A 20,106-nucleotide genomic window follows, 5' to 3' on the forward strand; every position below is an offset into this window, starting at 1 on the left:
TTAAAATATGAATTTTAAAATTAAAAAGTTGTATCCGTTTGGTTTGATAATTGAACCTCTAAATGGAGAAGGTAGTATATTTGATATTGACATCGATCATATAAAAAAGAAACTTTCTGAAGAGCATTTGATTGCTTTTAGAGGTTTTAAAAGTTTTAGTAATGCTGAAGAGTTCTCTGAGTACTGCGAAAAGCATGGAGAAATTAGTTTATGGCCTTTTGGAAAAGTTTTAGAGCTTATTGTTCATGAAAAACCTAAAGATCATATTTTTGATAACAGTTATATTCCTTTACACTGGGATGGAATGTATAGAGAGCAAGTTCCTGCTACACAGGTGTTCCATTGTGTTCAGGCTCCTGGAGTTAATAACAAAGGAGGAACTACTTTCGTAAATACAAAGAGAGTGTTAGAAAAACAATCGGACAGTTTTATTGAATATCTTAGCAAGATTAGTTGTACTTATTCCAGAAAGATGGAATATTACGATAGCAAAACGGTAGCACCAATTTTGACTGAACATCATGAGAGAGGGTATAAGGTTATTCGTTATTGTCAACCCCCTAATAGTAATGATAGTTCTTTTGTAAACCATCCTGGATTTGAGATCGAAGGTATTCCAAAAGAAGAAATTAAGAGTTTTATATCAAAACTTAATGATGTTTTATACTCTCCGGAGAATATGTATACTCATCAATGGCAAACAGGAGATATTGTATTCTCTGATAACCATACTTTATTGCATGGTCGAGAACCTTTTACAAAAGATGCCCCAAGACATATTCGGAGAGTACAGTTACTAGATAAAAAGCCTTTAAACAATCCTCATTTAATACATACAAAATAATGAAACAAAAAACAGATATATTTATTATTGGAGCTGGCCCAGTAGGTCTGTTATCAGCATATTTAGCAGAAAAATCAGGTTTAAAAACAATTATTATCGATAAATCTGAAGCTCCTTTAGAGGTTGGAAGAGCAGATGCTCTAAATGGACGAACTTTACAGTTATTGGAAGTAGCAGATTTATTTGAGGATATATATCCTCTCGGCTTGCCTTGTAACACAAGTTCTATTTGGGAGAAAGGAGAGTTTGTGTCCAGACAATCAGGTTGGTGGGACGCTCTTGAGGGATGTTTCCATAAACATTTTTTAATGTTAGGTCAAGCATTTATTGAGCAATCACTTGATCAAAAACTAACGGCTATTGATGCTCCTGTACTTCGACAGACAGTTGTAAAAGATATAGTTGTTACAGATAAAGGTTGTGTTAGTACACTTGAAAATGGGGATGTTATTGAGTCTGATTATGTGATTGGTTCAGATGGCTCAAGATCATTTGTTAGGAATCATTTTAATATCCCTTTTGAAATAACAAGGCCTCAGATTGTTTGGGCAGTAATTGATGCTGTATTCGAAACTAGTTTCACACGAGTTCCTGAAATTATTGTTTTTCAAGCAGAAACATCTGATGTTGCCTGGATTCCAAGAGAAGGTAATATTGATCGATTTTATATCCGAATGGATAGAAAAGATTTTACGATTGAAGAAGCGATGGAAAGAATTAATATTGCAATGGCACCTCATACTATTAAAATTAAGGAATTAGTTTGGTTTTCTCAATTTTCAGTAAAAGAATCAGTATCTGAAAAATTTCTAATCGATAATCGTGTTATACTCGCTGGAGATGCATGTCATATTCATTCTGTTAATGGAGGACAAGGCTTAAATACAGGGCTTTCCGATGCATTTAATTTAATTTGGAAATTAAATATGATTAAAAATTACGGAACTGACAAGTCGTTAATTCAATCTTATGAGGATGAGAGAAAGCCTGTAGCATTAAGTGTAATAGAGAGTTCTGGAGAGTTAGTTCGCTCAACAAAATATTCTGATACAGGAACTCATGCAAAAGATTATGTGAAGATTGTTGAACGAAAAGCTGGTAATATTACAGGGATGGGAATTCGATATGGAGAGCATGGCATTGAAGGAACAAGAATCCATGATTTTAAAGTAAACAAAGGAAGTGAAGTTAAAAGATTATATACACTTTTAGATTATACTAAGTTTACAATGCTTTATTTTGGTAATGATTCAGTTGATCTTGTGATGCCAACTTATGTAAACTTTATTCAAATTCATTCAGAAAATCTAAAAGAAGCCTATTGGACCGATTACGACCAATATGAAAATCAGGTTATTATCGTTAGGCCAGATTCATATATTGAATCAGCAGGTAAAGCTAGTGAAGCTGCCTTACTATTGAAATCATGTGTTCGAAAATATTCAAAAGTCGAACATAGTATTTTGGTTAGCTAAGTTCTCAGTAGGGATTTCTTGATAAATATTCCATTGAGCAACTATTTTTCCTTCTTCAAGCATAAATAGATCGTATAGCGCTGAATTTTTCTTCAAGTAAATCCCTTCACTTATTGATAATATGAAATTTCCTTCACCGAAAACAGCATGTTGCTCTTGATAATGAGGGAATTTTGTCTCTTCGATTATATTTTCAATTATATTTTCAATCCCATCGGAAAAATTTTCATTGTGTTGATGAAAATTTTTTTCGAAAAATAAAGGTATAATTTTTACTATACCAGATTTGTCAAGAGTTATATAATTTTTGATTAACTCTTTTATAATAGATTTATTTTCTTCTGTTTTTTCAGTATCTTTTATTTCTTTTTTACCGTCTATTAATGTCCTGCCAGAAGTATTGGGCTTGCCTAAGTTGGTCATAACATTCCAGTGCTCTGAAATAAGATTATCGTTGTCAAAACGTATAATATGAAAAGCTGCTGTCTCGTTAAATCCAAAAGGAAGAGCATTCGACCATTTATGATGCATAATAATATGTTTGCCATCCTGAAGCATACGAATATTTTCAATTTTACTTCCATGTTTTTTTAACTTCGGAATCATGGCAATAAAAGCAGCTCTCCCTGTTGGAACCTTTAAATTATGTTGAATATAGTTTTCACAAACCATTCTTGATATTGTTGACTCATCATATGAGCTTACTGCTTCGTGATATTTTTTTGCATTAATTTTATTATTCATTTGATGAAGGGTTATTTTTTTAGTATTTATTTTGCAATTTTAATGAAATATTAAGTTTTTAACAAGGTTTTTGTTAGAAGCTTTAAGAAATGTTATTTTGTATTTATGTGGTTGACGGATAGTTGATATGAGTAGTTTCTTAAAACACTAAATCAATAAGATATTTTACTATTGTAGTTTTACGATTATTAAAAAATAATCAATACAGATTTTTCATTAAAAGAAGTAATCGCTAGGTGATCATTTTGAGAAAAAATTAGTTGCTAATGAAGTCAAAAAGTTAGATACCCTATCAAGGGATAGGTCTTACAAAAAAGCTGGGGCAACAACAGGTAGTTTACTAAAAGGAGATAAAGAGTTCCATTTAGGTGAGAATAAAAAACAACTCTTAACAAGTAAGAGATTAAATAAAAAGAAGTTTTAGACTCCCCATTGTTAATAAAATAAAAAGGTTAATAAAATAAAGGTTACAATGAATTTCTACTACTGAAATTTCGAGATATTAGAACAGTTTTGGCTCACGAATTATTTTTAATAGGTTTTCTGGGGATTCAATAATATAATCAGGTTTTAAAAGTGCTAATGTATCTCTTGTTCTATATCCCCAGGTAACAGCAGCGCAATGTGTTTTTGCATTTTGAGCAGTTTTTATATCAACTTCTGTATCTCCCACAAAAAGAATGTCTTTAGAATCCAGATTTAAAGACTTTGATATATCTAGTAATCCTTCAGGGTTCGGTTTTTTATATTGTTCTGATTGCCCTAGAACTTTTTCGAATTTAATTTTAGGGAAAAAATAATCTGCACATTTTATAGTTAAATGGTGTAGTTTATTTGAAAGTATACCAAGTTTAATTTCCGAAGCTTGTAGTTTTAGCAAAAGTGATGTAATTCCTTCATAGCTTCTAGAATGCTTATTGTATGTTTCTTCATATATTTTGTGAAAATCATGAAGCATGCTATTGATTACGGTTTCTTGCCTTTTCTCTTCAGGAAGTGACAATCTAATAAAGTTTTTTGCTCCATTACCTATAAAAGTATTGTATAAGGAAGTTTCATGTAGCGGAAATTTTTTTCTTGAGAGAAGCTCATTCATGATATTGCTATACGTTTCTATAGTGTTTAATAAGGTTCCATCAAGGTCAAAAACAACCCCTTTATATACTTTTTCGATGCTCATTGAGAGTTATATTATTGGTTTTCTGTTATGAAAACTTAATTAGTTGAAAATAATTGTCTAGTAGCTTTTTAATTTCAATTAAATTATCTTTGAGGTAAGGGGAGTGACTTTTTATTTTTAATTCCAAGACAACTAAGACAAGAACATAAACTTAATTTTAAAGAAAGTTTTTTCAGGCTTATTTTAAAAGTATTTATATTTCCTGATATTTTAATATTTATAACAAACGGGTAGGATTTCATTAGGAGCAAGTGCATACTTCTTTACAAGTTCAGGTTTCATTTTTTTCGCATAATGGACTTCTTTTACTTTAAAACCGATTGATCTAAGTTTATCAAAATAGTCCAGACCATATACACGAACATGGTCATATTGCCCGAAAACTTTAGTTCTTTCTTCTGGATCGGTTATTGAATCATCTTCGAAAGTAATTTCTCTATTTATATCTTGGGGTATTTGAAAGATTCCTAATCCATTATTTTTTAAAACGCGATACAATTCTTCCATAGCTTTTGTATCGTCAGGAATGTGTTCTAAAACATGATTACAAAAAACAACGTCAAATTCTTCATTTTTAAAAGGTAAATTACAAATGTCTGCCTTAACATCCGCAATCGGAGATTCCAAGTCTGATGTAATATAATTAAGATTTTTTTGTTTCTTGAAAACATCTAAAAAACATTGTTCAGGAGCAATATGTAATACCTTTAATCTTTTTTTACAGGAGAAAAAGTCAGTTTCATTTTTTAAATATAACCAAAGAAGTCTGTGTCTTTCCAATGATAACGTAGACGGGGAAAGGGCATTTTCTCTTTGAGCTTCATAACCATAAGGAAGAAATTTTTTAAAAGATCTACCATCAATAGGGTCAGTAAAGTTATCTCCCTTCAGCCACCAAGCAATTATTGGGCGTACCCAGTAGCTTACTTTAATTAAAAGTGGCCTAGGTATGGTGTTGAGAATAGTTTTAAAAATTGACACTCTAAAGAACTAAAGGTTGTTTTCTAAATTCATCTTCTTCAGTACTAGAGATACCTAAGGCTTTGTATATGTATTTAAATGTTGAAAGTAATTCGGGTTTTCCATCAACAATAGCAATATTATGCTCATAATGAGCACTTGGTTTATTGTCAAGCGTTGTAATTGTCCAACCGTCTTTATGTTGTTTTATTTTGTGTGTTCCTAAATTAGTCATAGGTTCTATGGCAACGACCATTCCTTCAACAAATTTTTTGCCTCTACCTCTTCTTCCGTAGTTTGGCATTTCCGGGTCTTCATGCATTTTTTTTCCTAACCCATGCCCAACGAGTTCTCTTACGACTCCATATCCATGTTTTTCGGTAAAACTTTGGATTGCATGTCCTACATCACCAACTCTATTACCGGCCTTAAATTCCCGTATACCAACATATAAACTTTCCTTTGTTACATCAAGTAATTTTTGTGTTTCAGGAGTAACTTCTCCTACAGCAAATGTGTATGCATGATCACCATAGAAGTTGTTTTTTAAAGCTCCACAATCGATTGAGATTATATCTCCCTCTTTTAGAGGTGTATTATTGGGAATTCCATGGACTACTTGAGAATTAGGGCTCATACAGAGTGTGTTCGGGAAGTCATACAAACCTAAAAAACCAGGAATAGCACCTTGTTCTCTAATGAAGTCTTCAGCAAGCTTATCAAGATGAAGAGTTGTTACACCTGGTTTTACTTCATGGGCAAGCATTCCCAATGTTTTTGAAACTATTAAAGCGCTTTCACGCATAATTTCTATCTCTTCTCTAGTTTTTGGTTTAATCATCGATAATATTATTGTAATACAAATTTACGCTTATTTTTGATATGGATGCTTATAGAGATTACCAGAAATAATTGTTAATATATCTTTTTCAATTGTAGATTCATCAATAGGATGTTCTACAAATCTTCCTATTTCTTTGCCGTTTTTGTAGAAGATAAAGGTTGGAACTCGTATTATATCATAATTTTTTTCTAAACCTTTTGCTTGCTTATTTTTATCAACAGCTATTAGTTTTAATTTTTTGTAATCGTAATTAGCTCCGTCAAGGAGTTTGTAAAAATTAGGTATTTCTCTTTGGCTATCGCCGCACCAAGTTCCAACAAAGCCAATGATAGTAATTTCCTTTAAAGCATCTTTCAAGCTATTCAGAATTGATTTATCAATCTCATAATAAGAATAGAAGTCATTATACCATTCACTCGAATAAGGTTCTTGTTCAAAGTGGTTTTTAGTCACAATACCAATTAAATCACCATCTTTATTTTTTTTAGCGTAAAAATTAGTTGTAGAAGCACAACAAGTTAGCATAAAATAGCTTAGGGTAAGTAGAAGTTTTTTCATTTGGATTATAATTTGCTTTAGATTAACGAGTGTTGTGACATTTCTGTAGGCTTTTCTATACCAAGTAAATGAAGTATTGTCGGAGCAATATCACCTAAAATGCCATTTTTAATTGAGGTTATTTCGTTGTCAATTACTATAAATGGAACAGGGTTTGTCGTATGTGCTGTATGTGGTGTTCCATCTGGGTTTATCATTGTTTCACAATTTCCATGATCTGCAATCAAAATAGTAGTGTAATCATTTTTCAAAGCATTTGAGATAACTTCATTTACACATTGATCTACTACTTCACATGCATTAACTGCTGCTTTAAAATTTCCAGTATGTCCAACCATGTCACCATTAGCAAAGTTTAGACATACAAAATCAACAATCCCTTTTTTTAATTCAGGAATAATAGCATCTTTGATATCAAAAGCGCTCATTTCAGGTTTTAAATCATAGGTAGCTACTTTTGGGGAAGGGCATAACAATCTTGTTTCTCCTTTGAATTCTTTTTCTCGTCCACCAGAAAAAAAGAAAGTAACATGTGGGTATTTTTCAGTTTCTGCTATTCTTATCTGGGTTTTACCAGCTTTTTCAAGAACTTCTCCAAGAGTGTTTTTAATATTACTATTATCGTAAACTACTTTTATACCTTTAAACGTATCGTCATAACGAGTCAACGTAACGAAGTATAAAGGTAATTTTTTCATGCTATGATCTAAAAGATTCTCCTGATTTAACGCTTGTGTTAACTGTCGACCTCTATCTGTTCTGAAGTTAAAGAACACTACAACATCATCATTTTGAATGACAGCTAATGGTTGTCCATTTTCATCAACCATTATGATAGGTTTAATGAACTCATCAGTTACTCCTTCATTGTAACTAGCTTGAATACATTCTTCAGCATTTTTCGACATTGAGCCTTCACCTTTTACAAGTGCATTATATGCCAACTGAATTCTTTCCCAGCGCTTGTCACGATCCATGGCGTAATAACGTCCCGTTACTGAGGCTAATTTACCAGTGGTTTGGTTCATGTGATCTACGATAGATTTGATGAAAAACTTTCCAGATTTAGGATCACAATCACGCCCGTCTGTAAAGGCATGTAGAAATACATTTTTTAAACTAGCGTCATTTGCGGCTGAAATTAATTCTTTTAGGTGACTGATATGTGAGTGAATTCCTCCATCAGAAACAAGCCCAATAAAATGAACATTTTTATCATTTGTTTTGGCATATTCAAAAGCATTAACTAATTCTTGTTCTTTGGCTAAAGTTCCTTCGAAAACAGCTTTATTTATTTTAGCTAGGTTTTGATAAACAATTCTACCAGCACCTAAATTCATGTGACCAACCTCAGAATTTCCCATTTGTCCTTCAGGAAGCCCTACATGTTCCCCATCAGTTCTCAGTTCTGCATTCGGAAATTTTTCATATAGTGAATTTATAAAAGGTGTTTTAGCATTGTAGATGGCAGAAACTTTAGGATCTTGAGTAATTCCCCAGCCATCAAGAATCATTAAGATAACTTTTTTATTCATTTCGACTTAATTGATTGGTAAAAGTAATAAAGATTTTTGGTCAAGTATAAAAAAATACCAAATCCAATTTGAGATTCTAAAGCGAATAAGAAAAGAGACACAAGTTAAAATTACGATGAAAAATAATCAAGTAAGTGGTTGAAAAAACAAAGATATTGTTTGTTTTAAATAAATATATTTTACTAGCCTATAAACAAACCTCTAATTATGTCTGAATAATATTTACTTTTTTCGTTATTAAATACGCTCGATCACCTTTATTTATTGTTAATCAAGAGGTATTCTTAGAACGATTTTACCTATTAGGTCCAGCTTGTTCTTGTTTAATTAAATTTAAATAATAAAGTTTTTCATAAGTCTCAATTTTTTGAGATACATAAAAAAACTTAACTTTGCTTACTTTCAATGGTTATCTTATGAACACTCACTTTGAATTAAATGAAGTAACCAAGAGGTTGCCTAAGCATTTACATAAATTCGTTGTTAAACAGCCGTATCATGAATATACTGCTCAAAATCAGTCTGTTTGGAGGTATGTAATGAGGATGAATGTAGATTATTTGAGTAAGGTGGCTCACGGATCCTATTTAAAAGGGCTTGAAAAAACAGGAATTTCACTTGATAAGATTCCTCACATGGAAGGAATGAATCGAATTCTAAAAGAAATTGGCTGGGCAGCCGTTTCTGTTGATGGTTTTATACCTCCAAATGCTTTTATGGAATTTCAAGCTTATAATGTTTTGGTTATAGCTTCTGATATGAGGACTATCAATCATATAGCGTATACGCCAGCCCCTGACATAATTCATGAAGCAGCAGGACATGCTCCTATCATAGCAAACCCTGAATATGCCGAATATCTTAGAAGATTTGGAGAAATAGGATCAAAAGCGATTTCATCTTCGAAAGATTACGAAATGTATGAAGCCATTCGTCTTTTATCTATTTTAAAAGAAAATCCCAATTCAAAACCTAAGGAAGTCAATGAAGCCAATGAAAAGGTAGAGTGGTTGCAAAATAACTTGGGAGAACTTTCTGAAATGGCCAAGATTCGTAATTTACATTGGTGGACAGTAGAATATGGTTTAATAGGAACATTACAGAATCCTAAAATTTATGGAGCAGGTTTGTTGTCCTCAATAGGGGAAAGTAAATGGTGTTTACAGGAAGAAGTCAAAAAGCGTTTTTATAGTATTGAGGCAGCAGAAGTAAGTTTTGATATTACTAAGCCACAACCACAGCTATTTGTTACACCAGACTTTGCTAATCTTAGTCTAGTATTGGAACAGTTTGCAAATAAAATGGGGGTTCGAAGTGGAGGCTATGAAGGGATCAAGAAATTAATTGATTCAAAAAATTTAGGAACTATTGAATTAAGTACAGGGATACAAATTTCAGGAGTTTTTACCAATATTATTTCAAATGAACATAACCATCCTTTGTACATACAAACAAAAGGACCTACAGCCTTATCTAACAGAGATAAAGAGTTGATTGGGCATAGTATTAATTATCACTCCGAAGGATTTGGAAGCCCCATAGGAAAGTTGAAGGGAATTAATATTCCTATTGAAAATATGAGTCCACGTGATTTGGAAGCCTATGGTATTTATGAAGGTAAAAAAGTAACACTCGATTTTGATGGTGGAATTAAAGTTGAGGGAGAGGTAATTACAGGAACAAGAGATCTGAAAGGTAAAATTTTATTAATTTCCTTTAAAAATTGTAAAGTGACATATCATGATGTAGTTTTATTTCATCCTGATTGGGGAATTTATGACATGGCGATAGGAGTTGAAGTAGTTTCTGCATTTGCGGGCCCAGCTGATCCATGTTCTTTTGAAAATTTAGGTCAGGTTTCCGAAACTAAGACTCATAAAATAGATTATTCAAAGTCAGACCTAGAGCTTTATTCTCTATATCAGAAAGTGAGAGATATGCGAAGCGAAGATAAAGTTGTAGAAAGTGATATTGAAAGAATTTTATTGAAACTTATTTCGGATTTCAAAAATGATTGGCTTTTACCAATAGAACTTTTAGAATTAGCAGTAAAAAATAATTTGGAAATTAAGTACAATATTCTTTCTTATCTTGAAAGACTAAAAAATAATAAAGAACACCAAGTATTAATTGAAAACGGTTTGAAATTAATCGACGTTGAAGTGAATTGATATGAGGTTACTTAACTTGTTTATAAATAAAAATATGAGTAACGAAATTAAACAATATATAGAAAAAGGAGCGGTTGTTTTAGATGTTAGAACAATTCAAGAATGGAATGAAGGACATTCAGAAGGAGCTAAACATATCGTTTTAAATACGATTCCTGAGCATGTAGAAGAAATTAAGTCTTGGGATAAACCAGTAATTGCTGTGTGTAGAAGTGGAGGAAGGAGTGGTCAAGCTACTGAGTTTTTAAGTACCCAAGGAATTGATGTCATTAACGGAGGTCCTTGGCAGAATGTTGATAAGCATCTATAATATTCGGTAACATAAAAATAAGGTCGTCAAGATATATTCAGACGACTTTTTTTATTAATTATTTTTTTAAAATTGATTAGTACAATTAAATTTAAGATCTCTTGTAGAGATATAACTCCATTTCTGGGTTAATGTTTATATCACAAAAATCTTTTGAAAAGTTGTTTGTTTGATTGTCTTTTGTATTACTTTTCTTTAAGGTAAAAAGAAAATTTCATTATAATAAATTGTATTAAAATTAGCTCCTTAAAACTCAATAAAAGGGAGACGCTGTTTTAATTTTTTCATTTTAAGAGATAACTTATCAAGAAAAGCTTGATGTTGCTCAGAATTAATGTTAAATGGCTTGTGGTCTAACCCTTTTTGAATGCTTTCTACTTCTTTCATGGTTCCTTTAGTTTCGTTTGAGATCCATACATTTTTGAAATAATTCCAAATATAATCGACTGAAACAGGAGTTGGGTGAATCATGTCTTCTTTATAGAAACGATAATCTCGAAGTTCATCCATCATTATTTCGTAAGAAGGAAAATAATAAAGATTCTTTTTTGCATTGATCACTTCATGAATAGCAGCGATGAGATGCGATTTACTTCGTTGATTTTCTATGAAACCATCTTTTAGGTGTCTAACAGGTGAAACAGTAAAAATGATAGTTGTATCAGACTTTACAGATCTTATTAAAGAAATTAACGCATTTAAACTTTCAATAATATTATGTATTGACAAAATTTCCTTTAAAAATTTTTTCTGAGGAACCTTATGACAATTTGCTACGATTTGATTGTTCTCAATAAATCGATATACCCATGATGTGCCAAGGGTAATGATGATATGAGAAGCATCTGTCAAGGCTTTATTGGTTATAGAGATAGACTTGTTTAAGTTTTTGATGAGTTTTTGTTGGGATAGAGAGCTCAATTTAGAATGTGCATCAAAGGAATGCCATTGTCCGTTTTGAAAAAAGAGTTCATTTTTTTTGTATTGCTTTCCATTAATTGAATTCAGTATTAGCTTTTCAATAGCTTTGGGTTGAAATAAAATTCCAAAAGGGTTTTGAACCACCTGAAACTTATAATAAAAAAGTTTATTACCTATGTTCTCAGAGAAACATGAACCCAGTAATAATAATTTTGATTGATAATTAATTGTATTGTATTGCTGCTGTTTTAGAGGTATTTGCGTTTGAAGAATCATATTTGTAAAACCTGATAATGTAACTTAAACTGTAATTTAAATATAAAAAAGGTTCAAAGAAATAATCCTCTGAGCCTTTTTTATATTTAAATTGAATTTTTTTATAGGTACTCAACTGCTTTTTCTAATACCTTAGGAATTCCTCCAGGATTTTTACCTCCTGCTGTTGCAAAAAAGTTTTGACCACCACCACCACCGTGAATTAATTTTCCTAGTTCCCTTACAACTTTACCAGCGTCATAACCACGATCGTTAGCCAAATCTTTAGAAATATAGCAGGTTAACATAGCTTTTTCTTTTGATGGAGTTGTAGCAAATAACAAGAATAAGTTGTCTATTTCACCACCCAATTCAAAAGATAAAGTTTTGATTCCATTGGAGTCTAGGTCAACTTGAGTTGCCAAAAATTGTACACCATTAACTTCTTTCAATTGATTTTTAATATCACCTTTTATATTTTTCGCTTTGTCTTTTAAAAGCTGTTCAATTTGCTTTTTAAGTTTGGTGTTTTCATCCTGTAAAGAACTAATTGACTTTACAACATCTTTTGGGTTTTTTAATTGTTGCTTTATATTGTTGTAGGTGCGTTCTACATCTTCGAAATAATCTCCAACTGCAATATTGGTAATTGCTTCGATTCTTCTAATGCCTGCAGCAACAGCACCTTCCGATTTTACTTTAAAGTACCAAATATCACCAGTTTGTTGCACGTGTGTTCCACCACATAATTCCATTGATTTTCCGAAGCGAATCGTGCGAACACAGTCTCCGTACTTTTCACCGAATAAAGCAATAGCACCTTCTTCAACAGCCTGCTCCATTGGAATACTTCTTTTTTCTTCTAAAGAAAGGTTTTCACGAATACGAGCATTTACAAACTCTTCAATTTCTTGTAATTGATCGCTATCAATCTTAGAAAAATGAGAGAAGTCAAAACGTAAGTATTTAGGATTTACTAACGAACCTTTTTGTTCGACATGATCTCCTAGAATAGCACGCAAAGCTTGATGTAGTAAATGTGTTGCTGAATGGTTGCTAGCAGATAATTTTCTATATTCATCGTTTACTACTGCTTTAAAGGTTTCATGTAGATTTTTTGGTAGGTTTTTAGTGAAATGAATAATTACATTATTTTCTTTTTTAGTATCAGTAATATAGATAACATCCCCATTAGGTGCTTCTAAGGCGCCTCTATCTCCTACCTGCCCTCCTCCTTCTGGATAAAAAGGAGTTAAATTGAATACCAATTGATATTGATCTCCATCTTTTTTAGTTGTGACTTTTCTGTAGCGAGTAATCTTTATGTTTGATGTCAAGGTATCATAACCTATAAATTCTTCGATATCATCTTCTATTAAAACAATCCAATCTCCAGTTTCACTAGCTGAAGCAGCTCTAGAACGATCTTTTTGTTTTTTTAACTCGGTATTAAAGTCTTTAAGATCAACAAGAAACCCTTTTTCTCTAGCAATCAACTCTGTCAAGTCTGAAGGAAACCCAAAGGTGTCGTATAGTTCAAATGCTTTTTTACCTGAAATAGTTTTGCCTTCAGTGGTTTCAATAACTCTATCTAATAACAACAATCCTTGGTCTAAAGTTCTCAAGAACGACTGCTCTTCTTCCTTAATTACATTATGAATTAAAGTATTCTGCTTTTTAATTTCAGGAAAAGCATCCCCCATTTGATGGGATAACGTTTCCACTAATTTGTATATGAAAGCTTCTTTTTGATTTAAAAAAGTAAATCCATAGCGAATGGCTCTTCTTAAAATTCTTCTGATAACATATCCAGCTCCGGTATTACTTGGTAACTGCCCATCAGCAATGGCAAAAGAAACGGCTCTAACATGATCTGCAATCACACGAATTGCTACATCAACCTTTTCATCTTTGCCATAAGAAACATCAGTAATAGTTTCTATTTCTCTAATTAAAGGAGTAAACACATCAGTGTCGTAATTAGATTGAACATTTTGTAATACCATACACAAACGCTCAAAGCCCATTCCTGTATCAATATGCTTTGAAGGAAGTTCTTCAAGAGAACCATCAGCTTTACGATTGTATTGCATAAAAACTAGATTCCAAATTTCAACAACTTGAGGGTGATCTTCGTTAATCAATGATTTTCCATCAACTTTAGATTTCTCTTCTTCAGATCTGATATCTACATGGATTTCTGAGCATGGACCACAAGGACCTTGTTCTCCCATTTCCCAAAAATTATCTTTTTTATTACCCATTAAAATTCGATCTTCAGGAATAATAGCTTTCCAAAAATCATAGGCTTCTTGATCCATCTTCGTACCATCTTTTTCATCTCCTTCAAAAATAGTGACGTATAAAATGTTTTTGTCAATTTTATAAATTTCAGTAAGAAGTTCCCATGCCCAGCTAATAGCTTCTTTTTTAAAATAATCACCAAAACTCCAATTTCCAAGCATTTCAAACATGGTATGGTGGTAGGTGTCATACCCAACTTCTTCTAGATCATTATGTTTTCCAGAAACACGTAAACATTTTTGAGAGTCAGATATTCTGTTGTTTTTTGGGGTGGCGTTACCTAAAAAAAATTCTTTAAACGGTGCCATCCCTGAGTTCGTGAACATCAAAGTAGGATCGTTTTTTAGTACCATTGGTGCTGAAGGAACTATATCGTGTTGTTTTGACTTAAAAAAATCTAAAAATTTAGTCCTTATTTCTTGTGATTTCATACCACTACCCATATCATAAAATTGTTAATCTTTGTCTAAAAAAAAACTCGAAAAAAAATAGAGTTTTAAAACATTTTGTAAATTTGGCTGCTACGATTTGATAACCTAATAAAAATGTTGTTCGTTAAAGAGCACAAAAATAGTATATTTACCATTATGGCGAAAGTAAAATATTATTATGATCCAGATACTCTATCTTACAGAAAAATAGAAAAGAGAACTAGTGAAAAGTATAAGCAAGCTTTTTTAGTTGTCTCAGGTTTTTTTTTGATAGCTTTCTTAGGATTCATAGGTTTCAGTCAGTTTCTGTTAACACCCAAAGAGCGATCTCAGAAAAGAGAGCTTGAAAATTTAAAATTGCACTATGAACTTTTATCAAAAAGAATGGAAGAAAGCTCTCAGATATTAACTGAATTACAAACTAGAGACAATAATATATATAGAACTTACTTTGAAGCAACACCAATAGCGGAAGAGCAAAGAAAAGCTGGTTTTGGTGGTGTTAATAGGTATAAACATTTAGATGGTTTCGAAAATAGTAATATGATTAAAAATGCTACAAAAGAGCTAGATGTTTTATCTAAACAAATGGTAGTTCAATCAAAATCTTTAGATGAGATTGTTGCTTTAGCAAAGGAAAAGGAAAAGATGTTAGCTTCAATACCAGCTATTCAACCTTTAAAAAATGAAGATTTGAAAAGAATGGCTTCTGGGTTTGGTATGCGTTTACATCCAATACTTAAATCTTGGAGGATGCACAACGGTATGGATTTTACCGCTCCCACTGGGACTCCTATTTACGCATCAGGAAATGGAAAAGTTATAAGAGCTGCGAGAAGTGCTTCTTTTGGGAATGTGGTTTACATAGAACATGGCTATGGCTATAAAACCATATACGCACACATGAGTAAAATCATTGCAAAACGAGGTCAAAGAGTTAACAGAGGTGACCTAATAGGTTATGTAGGAAATACAGGAAGATCTGCAGCTCCTCATCTGCACTACGAAGTACATAAAAATAATAGACCTGTAAACCCTATTTACTATTACTATGGAGATTTATCTCCCGAGGAGTTTATTGCTATGCAAAAAGCATCTCAACAGAAAGGACAATCATTTGACTAAAAGAATGCATGTAGACCTGCCAAATAAAAGGTATTTTAAAATCGGAGAGGTAGCGAAGGCTTTTGGTGTTAATACATCTCTAATTCGTTTTTGGGAAAAAGAGTTTGATATTATAAAGCCAAAAAAAAATGAAAAAGGAAATAGATTATTTACTAAAGAAGATATTGAAAATTTTAAATTGATCTTTAATTTAGTGAAAGAGAGAGGGTTCACATTGGATGGGGCAAAACAAAAGCTAAAGAAAAATCCAGATAAAGTAGTAAACAATTACGAAATTATTAGTAGATTAGAATCAGTGAAAGCGGAGTTGATAAAAATAAAAAATCAATTGTAAGCACAAAAAATCAAATTATCATGAAAAAATGGATGTTACCTATTGTTATTGGAGTAATTTTCGTTTTGTGGTCTGTATCGGGTTACAACTCAATAGTAGGTCTAAGAAATAATGCAGAAACAGCTTGGTCCAAAGTAGAAAGTTCTTATCAAAGAAGAAATGATTTAATAGGGAACTTAGTGAAAACTGTTCAAGGGGCTGCAGATTTTGAAAAATCTACCTTAACAGAAGTGGTAAATGCTAGAGCAAAAGCAACTCAGACAACGATTAATGCTGGAGATATTACTCCTGATAAGATAGCACAGTTCCAACAAGCGCAACAAGGTTTAACTGGTGCTTTATCTAAGTTATTGGTGTCAGTAGAGCGCTATCCAGAATTGAAAGCAAATCAAAACTTCTTAGAATTACAAAGTCAATTGGAAGGAACGGAAAATCGAATTAACGTTGCAAGAGATAGATATAATGATGAGGTGAATAAATATGACACTAAAATAGATAAGTTTCCAGGAGTAGTACTAGCTGGTGTTTTTGGTTTTGATCAAATGCCTAGATATAAGTCTGATTCAGGAGCTGAAAAAGCACCAAACGTAGACTTTAAATTTTAAGGTTCATGTCAAAAGTTGAAAATTTCCTTTCAGCAAAAGAAGAAAAAGAAATTGTACAAGCCATAAAGGAAGCAGAACGAAATACTTCAGGAGAAATAAGAGTACATATTGAGAAAACTACAAAATTATCTCATTATTTAAGGGTTCAGGAAGTCTTTCAAAGTTTAGATATGTATAAAACAAGTGAACGTAACGGTGTTTTATTTTATGTGGCTGTTGAAGATCGAAAGTTCGTCGTCTATGGTGATAAAGGAATTAATAAAGTTGTTCATCCAAACTTTTGGAATGCTACTAAAGAATCGGTACAAGAAAATTTTAAACAAGGAAATTTTAAACAAGGAATTATTGATGGAGTTCTAAAAGCAGGCGAAGAGTTAAAAAACTACTTTCCAAGAAAAATTGATGATGTAGATGAGTTATCAAATGAAATATCTAAAGCTTAAAAAAAATTGAAAACGACAACTTTTACTGTAGTCTTTTTATTTACATTTTGTAGTATTCTAAATGCCTTTTCTCAAGGATTTCAAATTCCCGAAAAACCAGGAAATATTCAAAATCAAAAAGGGGTATATGATTATATCAACTTATTAACCTCTTATGAGAAATCCTCGTTAGAGAAAAAGTTAATAAAGTATTCTGATACAACATCGACTCAAATTGTAGTAGCTACAATTAATTCAACAAAAGGAGAAGATATTGGTTTTTTGGCTACAAATTGGGCGCATAAATGGGGAGTAGGTCAAGAAAAGGAAGACAATGGCGTATTTATTTTATTAGCAAAAAAAGATAAAAAAATTACCATTAGAACAGGTTATGGTATAGAGCATCTGTTAACTGATTATCTGTCGAGGCAAATTATTGAATATGATATGCTACCTTATTTTAAAGAAGGAAATTACTATGAAGGTTTTGATAAGGGGATTGATACTGTTTTTAGAGTACTTCAAGGTGAATATAAAGAAACGAGAAAGAAATCCGATTTATCGGATTTTGATCCTGGATTAATTATTTTCATTATTATTCTGATTATCTTTTTTATCACTGTTTTCAATGGTAATAAAAATAATAGAGGTGGAGGTAGAGGAAATCGCAACAGCCCAAAAAGAAATATTTTTGATACGATTATTTTAAGTAATTCTGGACGTGGCAGTTTTAGTAAAGGAGCACCTTCTAATGGAGGTGGTTTCAGTGGTGGTTTTGGCGGTGGTGGCTTTGGTGGTGGTGGTGCTACCGGAAGTTGGTAGCTAATTTTACTTTAAAAGATCTCTTTCTAATAGTGTTCAAATATCTTTCAAAGATTTTTTGCCTATTTTTTAATTAAACAAACTTCTTATTTTGTATTAATTTGCTTTTTGACTAAATATTCTTAATAGCATGAATTGTATATTTAATTCTGTAAACTATTTAAGATTTCTTGATTAAAATGTTAAATTGATACACTCTTGCATTTAATTCAAGAAAAAAGACGTTTATAGTCGAATATGCGTCGTTTAGGGTATTTTTTATAATTCAACATGAAAACTTATATATTTTTGTGGTATAAAAACTACTTAACTTAACCTAGTTTAACCTACTAACCAAGCGTAGTATATATAATTACTACTAAAGAAGCCGCAATTAATTAATTGCGGTTTCATTTTTTATACCTTAAAAAAGGTGTTTGATAGTGTTTATTGCTAATCATGGTCTATAAAAAAACCCGTAATAAATTACGGGTTACTAACCAAACTTACATAAAAACTACTCTTATAGAGTACTAATTATCTCTTATTCACTAAAAAAATAGTGATTATATTTTTAGTTTATAATTCACAACATTGTTAACTTCTCAACACTTTATTTTTATGTTAATTAATAGGTGAACTATAAGCTTATTATTTTAGGTTTTATACTATCATAAGCGAGTGCAAGTTACAGTGAAATATCTATTTGTTTTTAAAAAAAATGTTAAAAAAAAATAAATTATTACGGTTTTCCGTAAAGTTGTTTGGCCTCAAATAGTTATATTTACTATGTACAATTATTTAGGGGAAATTTTAATTGTCGAAAACTACTCCTGCTGCATTTTTTATGTAGCAGGCAGTAGTATTTTTTTGAAAAATATTAAAATAATCACAATCAAACTAACTAATAAATAATTTATACTTTATAAAATTTATTATCAATAACAATAATTTTACTTTTGATATAGTTCTATTAGTCTAACACATTTTGTATAATGAAGAATTATGTTTTAATTTTACTTAATTGTTTCCTTTTTTTTAATTGTGCCAAAGACTATGGGAAATTAATTTTTATTTGTCGTTTACCAAATAGTTTAGCAGAAGTTTCAGGGTTGGAACTATCAGATAATTCTAATTTATTATGGATGCATAATGATAGTGGAAATAAATCTCACTTATATGCAATTGACACCACAGGGCTGATATTGAATAAAATAGCGTTAAATGTAAAAAATAAAGATTGGGAGGATATTACTTCAGATGAGGAGGGGAACTTATATGTTGGAGATTTTGGAAATAACAATAATAAACGAAATGATTTGTCTATTTACAAAGTTTTAAAAGAAGATTTAAAATCAAAGAAAAAAATAAATGTCATTAAGATTGATTTTTCATATCCAGATCAAAGTAGTTTTCCACCTCCAAAAAAAGAACGTTTTTTCGATGCAGAATCACTTTTTTATAATAATGGTTATTTATATGTTTTCTCAAAAAGTAGGGTTAAAAATAGGTATGGAGAAACAACGCTTTATAAGATTAGGGCAGTACCAGGAAAACATAAAGCAATTCTTGTAGGAACGTTTAAAACATGTAATGACGATAATACATGCTCAATAACAGCCGCAGATATTTCTCCAGATAAGAAAAAAGTAGTTTTATTAAATCATAAGTCTATTTACGTTTTTAGTGATTTTAAAGGTGATAACTTTTTTGAAGGAAGCCTTGTGAAATATGATTTTAACCACGTATCTCAAAAAGAAGGAGTGATCTTTAAAGATAATAATACTGTTTTTATTACGGATGAAAAATCTAGAGGTAAGGGGGGGAATTTATATAAATTTAATTTAAGAAATTAAATAAAAGTAAAGCCCATCCAATTGTCAGCAACAAACCACCGATCGGTGTAATAGGTCCAAGAAATCGTAATTTTCTTTTTTTGTATTCAGAAAGAACCAGTCCGTATATACTAAATGAAAATAGAAAGGTGCCTAGAATAAAGCAAAAAGCTAAAGAAGAACTGACACTAGGTAGGTTCATACCAATAACTAAGAGTACAATTGCGTGGTACATTTGATATTTAACACCAGTTTCAAATGACTTTATTTGATTTTTGTTAAGCTTTTTTTTAAGTGCATGAGCAGCAAAGGCTCCTAGAATTATTGCTAGCATTCCAAACGTAGCAGAAAACACAAGAACGATTTTATTTATCATATTGTTTTTAGCAAAAAAACAAAAACATCTTGTCTTATGCTAAATTTTATGAGTTTTTTATTGCATTAAAAAAAGT

The 20,106-nt window shown here is 31.4% G+C and carries 19 protein-coding genes; 10 read left to right on the forward strand and 9 right to left on the reverse strand.

Features of this window, described 5'->3' with window-relative positions:
- Positions 1-7: 7 nt before the first annotated feature.
- Positions 8-844, forward strand: a complete 837-nt coding sequence (locus tag AC2GW8_RS11605) for a TauD/TfdA dioxygenase family protein (protein ID WP_440880034.1) — start codon at positions 8-10, stop codon at positions 842-844.
- Positions 844-2,319 carry an FAD-binding protein gene (locus AC2GW8_RS11610; RefSeq protein ID WP_440880035.1) on the forward strand — a complete coding sequence of 492 codons (1,476 nt, stop codon included), beginning with the start codon at positions 844-846 and terminating at the stop codon, positions 2,317-2,319. The genes AC2GW8_RS11605 and AC2GW8_RS11610 overlap by 1 nt, the downstream gene beginning before the upstream one ends.
- Here AC2GW8_RS11610 and AC2GW8_RS11615 read toward each other — a convergent pair.
- The 6 genes from AC2GW8_RS11615 to gpmI form a co-directional block, all read right to left on the reverse strand.
- Entirely contained in the window at positions 2,287-3,063 is a 777-nt protein-coding gene (locus AC2GW8_RS11615; RefSeq protein ID WP_440880036.1) for a nuclear transport factor 2 family protein, read from the reverse strand. The two genes, AC2GW8_RS11610 and AC2GW8_RS11615, sit on opposite strands and share 33 nt — an antisense overlap.
- 502 nt (positions 3,064-3,565) lie before the next feature.
- Positions 3,566-4,243, reverse strand: coding sequence for an HAD family hydrolase (locus tag AC2GW8_RS11620; protein ID WP_440880037.1), 678 nt, complete (start codon positions 4,241-4,243; stop codon positions 3,566-3,568).
- A gap of 210 nt (positions 4,244-4,453) precedes the next feature.
- Positions 4,454-5,224: a class I SAM-dependent methyltransferase gene (locus AC2GW8_RS11625; protein ID WP_440880038.1), complete on the reverse strand. Its 771-nt coding sequence runs from the start codon at positions 5,222-5,224 to the stop codon at positions 4,454-4,456.
- Between the two features lies 1 nt (position 5,225).
- The gene (gene map / locus AC2GW8_RS11630) at positions 5,226-6,044 is read right to left on the reverse strand and encodes a type I methionyl aminopeptidase (protein ID WP_440880039.1); all 819 of its coding nucleotides are present in this window, start codon (positions 6,042-6,044) and stop codon (positions 5,226-5,228) included.
- Positions 6,045-6,074: 30 nt separating this feature from the next.
- Complete coding sequence (locus tag AC2GW8_RS11635; protein ID WP_440880040.1) at positions 6,075-6,605, reverse strand: TlpA family protein disulfide reductase; 531 nt, start codon at positions 6,603-6,605, stop codon at positions 6,075-6,077.
- A 17-nt stretch (positions 6,606-6,622) separates the two neighbouring features.
- Positions 6,623-8,140 (reverse strand): 2,3-bisphosphoglycerate-independent phosphoglycerate mutase, encoded by a 1,518-nt coding sequence (gene gpmI, locus AC2GW8_RS11640; protein ID WP_440880041.1) that lies wholly within the window; start codon positions 8,138-8,140, stop codon positions 6,623-6,625.
- Positions 8,141-8,556: 416 nt separating this feature from the next.
- Here gpmI and AC2GW8_RS11645 point away from each other — a divergent pair, with 416 nt between their 5' ends.
- Both AC2GW8_RS11645 and AC2GW8_RS11650 read left to right on the forward strand, forming a co-directional pair.
- The gene (locus tag AC2GW8_RS11645; RefSeq protein WP_440880042.1) at positions 8,557-10,311 is read left to right on the forward strand and encodes an aromatic amino acid hydroxylase; all 1,755 of its coding nucleotides are present in this window, start codon (positions 8,557-8,559) and stop codon (positions 10,309-10,311) included.
- 34 nt (positions 10,312-10,345) lie between these two features.
- Positions 10,346-10,621, forward strand: coding sequence for a rhodanese-like domain-containing protein (locus AC2GW8_RS11650; protein ID WP_440880043.1), 276 nt, complete (start codon positions 10,346-10,348; stop codon positions 10,619-10,621).
- Between the two features lie 246 nt (positions 10,622-10,867).
- Here AC2GW8_RS11650 and AC2GW8_RS11655 read toward each other — a convergent pair whose 3' ends face one another.
- Together AC2GW8_RS11655 and alaS are read right to left on the reverse strand one after the other, a co-directional pair.
- Entirely contained in the window at positions 10,868-11,818 is a 951-nt protein-coding gene (locus tag AC2GW8_RS11655; RefSeq protein ID WP_440880044.1) for a GSCFA domain-containing protein, read from the reverse strand.
- Positions 11,819-11,919: 101 nt separating this feature from the next.
- On the reverse strand, positions 11,920-14,532 hold the full coding sequence (gene alaS, locus AC2GW8_RS11660; protein WP_440882216.1) for an alanine--tRNA ligase: 2,613 nt from the start codon (positions 14,530-14,532) through the stop codon (positions 11,920-11,922).
- 156 nt (positions 14,533-14,688) lie between these two features.
- On the opposite strand from alaS, the gene AC2GW8_RS11665 reads away from it, so the two are divergent.
- From AC2GW8_RS11665 to AC2GW8_RS11690, 6 genes are all read left to right on the forward strand, one after another.
- On the forward strand, positions 14,689-15,657 hold the full coding sequence (locus tag AC2GW8_RS11665; RefSeq protein ID WP_440880045.1) for a M23 family metallopeptidase: 969 nt from the start codon (positions 14,689-14,691) through the stop codon (positions 15,655-15,657).
- Between the two features lie 4 nt (positions 15,658-15,661).
- A complete protein-coding gene (locus tag AC2GW8_RS11670) occupies positions 15,662-15,991 on the forward strand; it encodes a MerR family transcriptional regulator (RefSeq protein WP_440880046.1) in 330 nt (109 codons plus the stop codon).
- A 20-nt stretch (positions 15,992-16,011) separates the two neighbouring features.
- Positions 16,012-16,596, forward strand: a complete 585-nt coding sequence (locus AC2GW8_RS11675) for a LemA family protein (RefSeq protein WP_440880047.1) — start codon at positions 16,012-16,014, stop codon at positions 16,594-16,596.
- Positions 16,597-16,601: 5 nt separating this feature from the next.
- Positions 16,602-17,039, forward strand: a complete 438-nt coding sequence (locus tag AC2GW8_RS11680; RefSeq protein WP_440880048.1) for a TPM domain-containing protein — start codon at positions 16,602-16,604, stop codon at positions 17,037-17,039.
- A gap of 6 nt (positions 17,040-17,045) precedes the next feature.
- Positions 17,046-17,840 (forward strand): TPM domain-containing protein, encoded by a 795-nt coding sequence (locus AC2GW8_RS11685; protein ID WP_440880049.1) that lies wholly within the window; start codon positions 17,046-17,048, stop codon positions 17,838-17,840.
- Between the two features lie 974 nt (positions 17,841-18,814).
- A complete protein-coding gene (locus AC2GW8_RS11690) occupies positions 18,815-19,675 on the forward strand; it encodes a hypothetical protein (RefSeq protein WP_440880050.1) in 861 nt (286 codons plus the stop codon).
- On the opposite strand, the gene AC2GW8_RS11695 is transcribed toward AC2GW8_RS11690, so the two are convergent.
- A complete protein-coding gene (locus AC2GW8_RS11695; RefSeq protein ID WP_440880051.1) occupies positions 19,659-20,030 on the reverse strand; it encodes a DUF423 domain-containing protein in 372 nt (123 codons plus the stop codon). The two genes, AC2GW8_RS11690 and AC2GW8_RS11695, sit on opposite strands and share 17 nt — an antisense overlap.
- Between the last annotated feature and the right edge of the window lie 76 nt (positions 20,031-20,106).

This window comes from Tenacibaculum profundi (assembly GCF_057162725.1).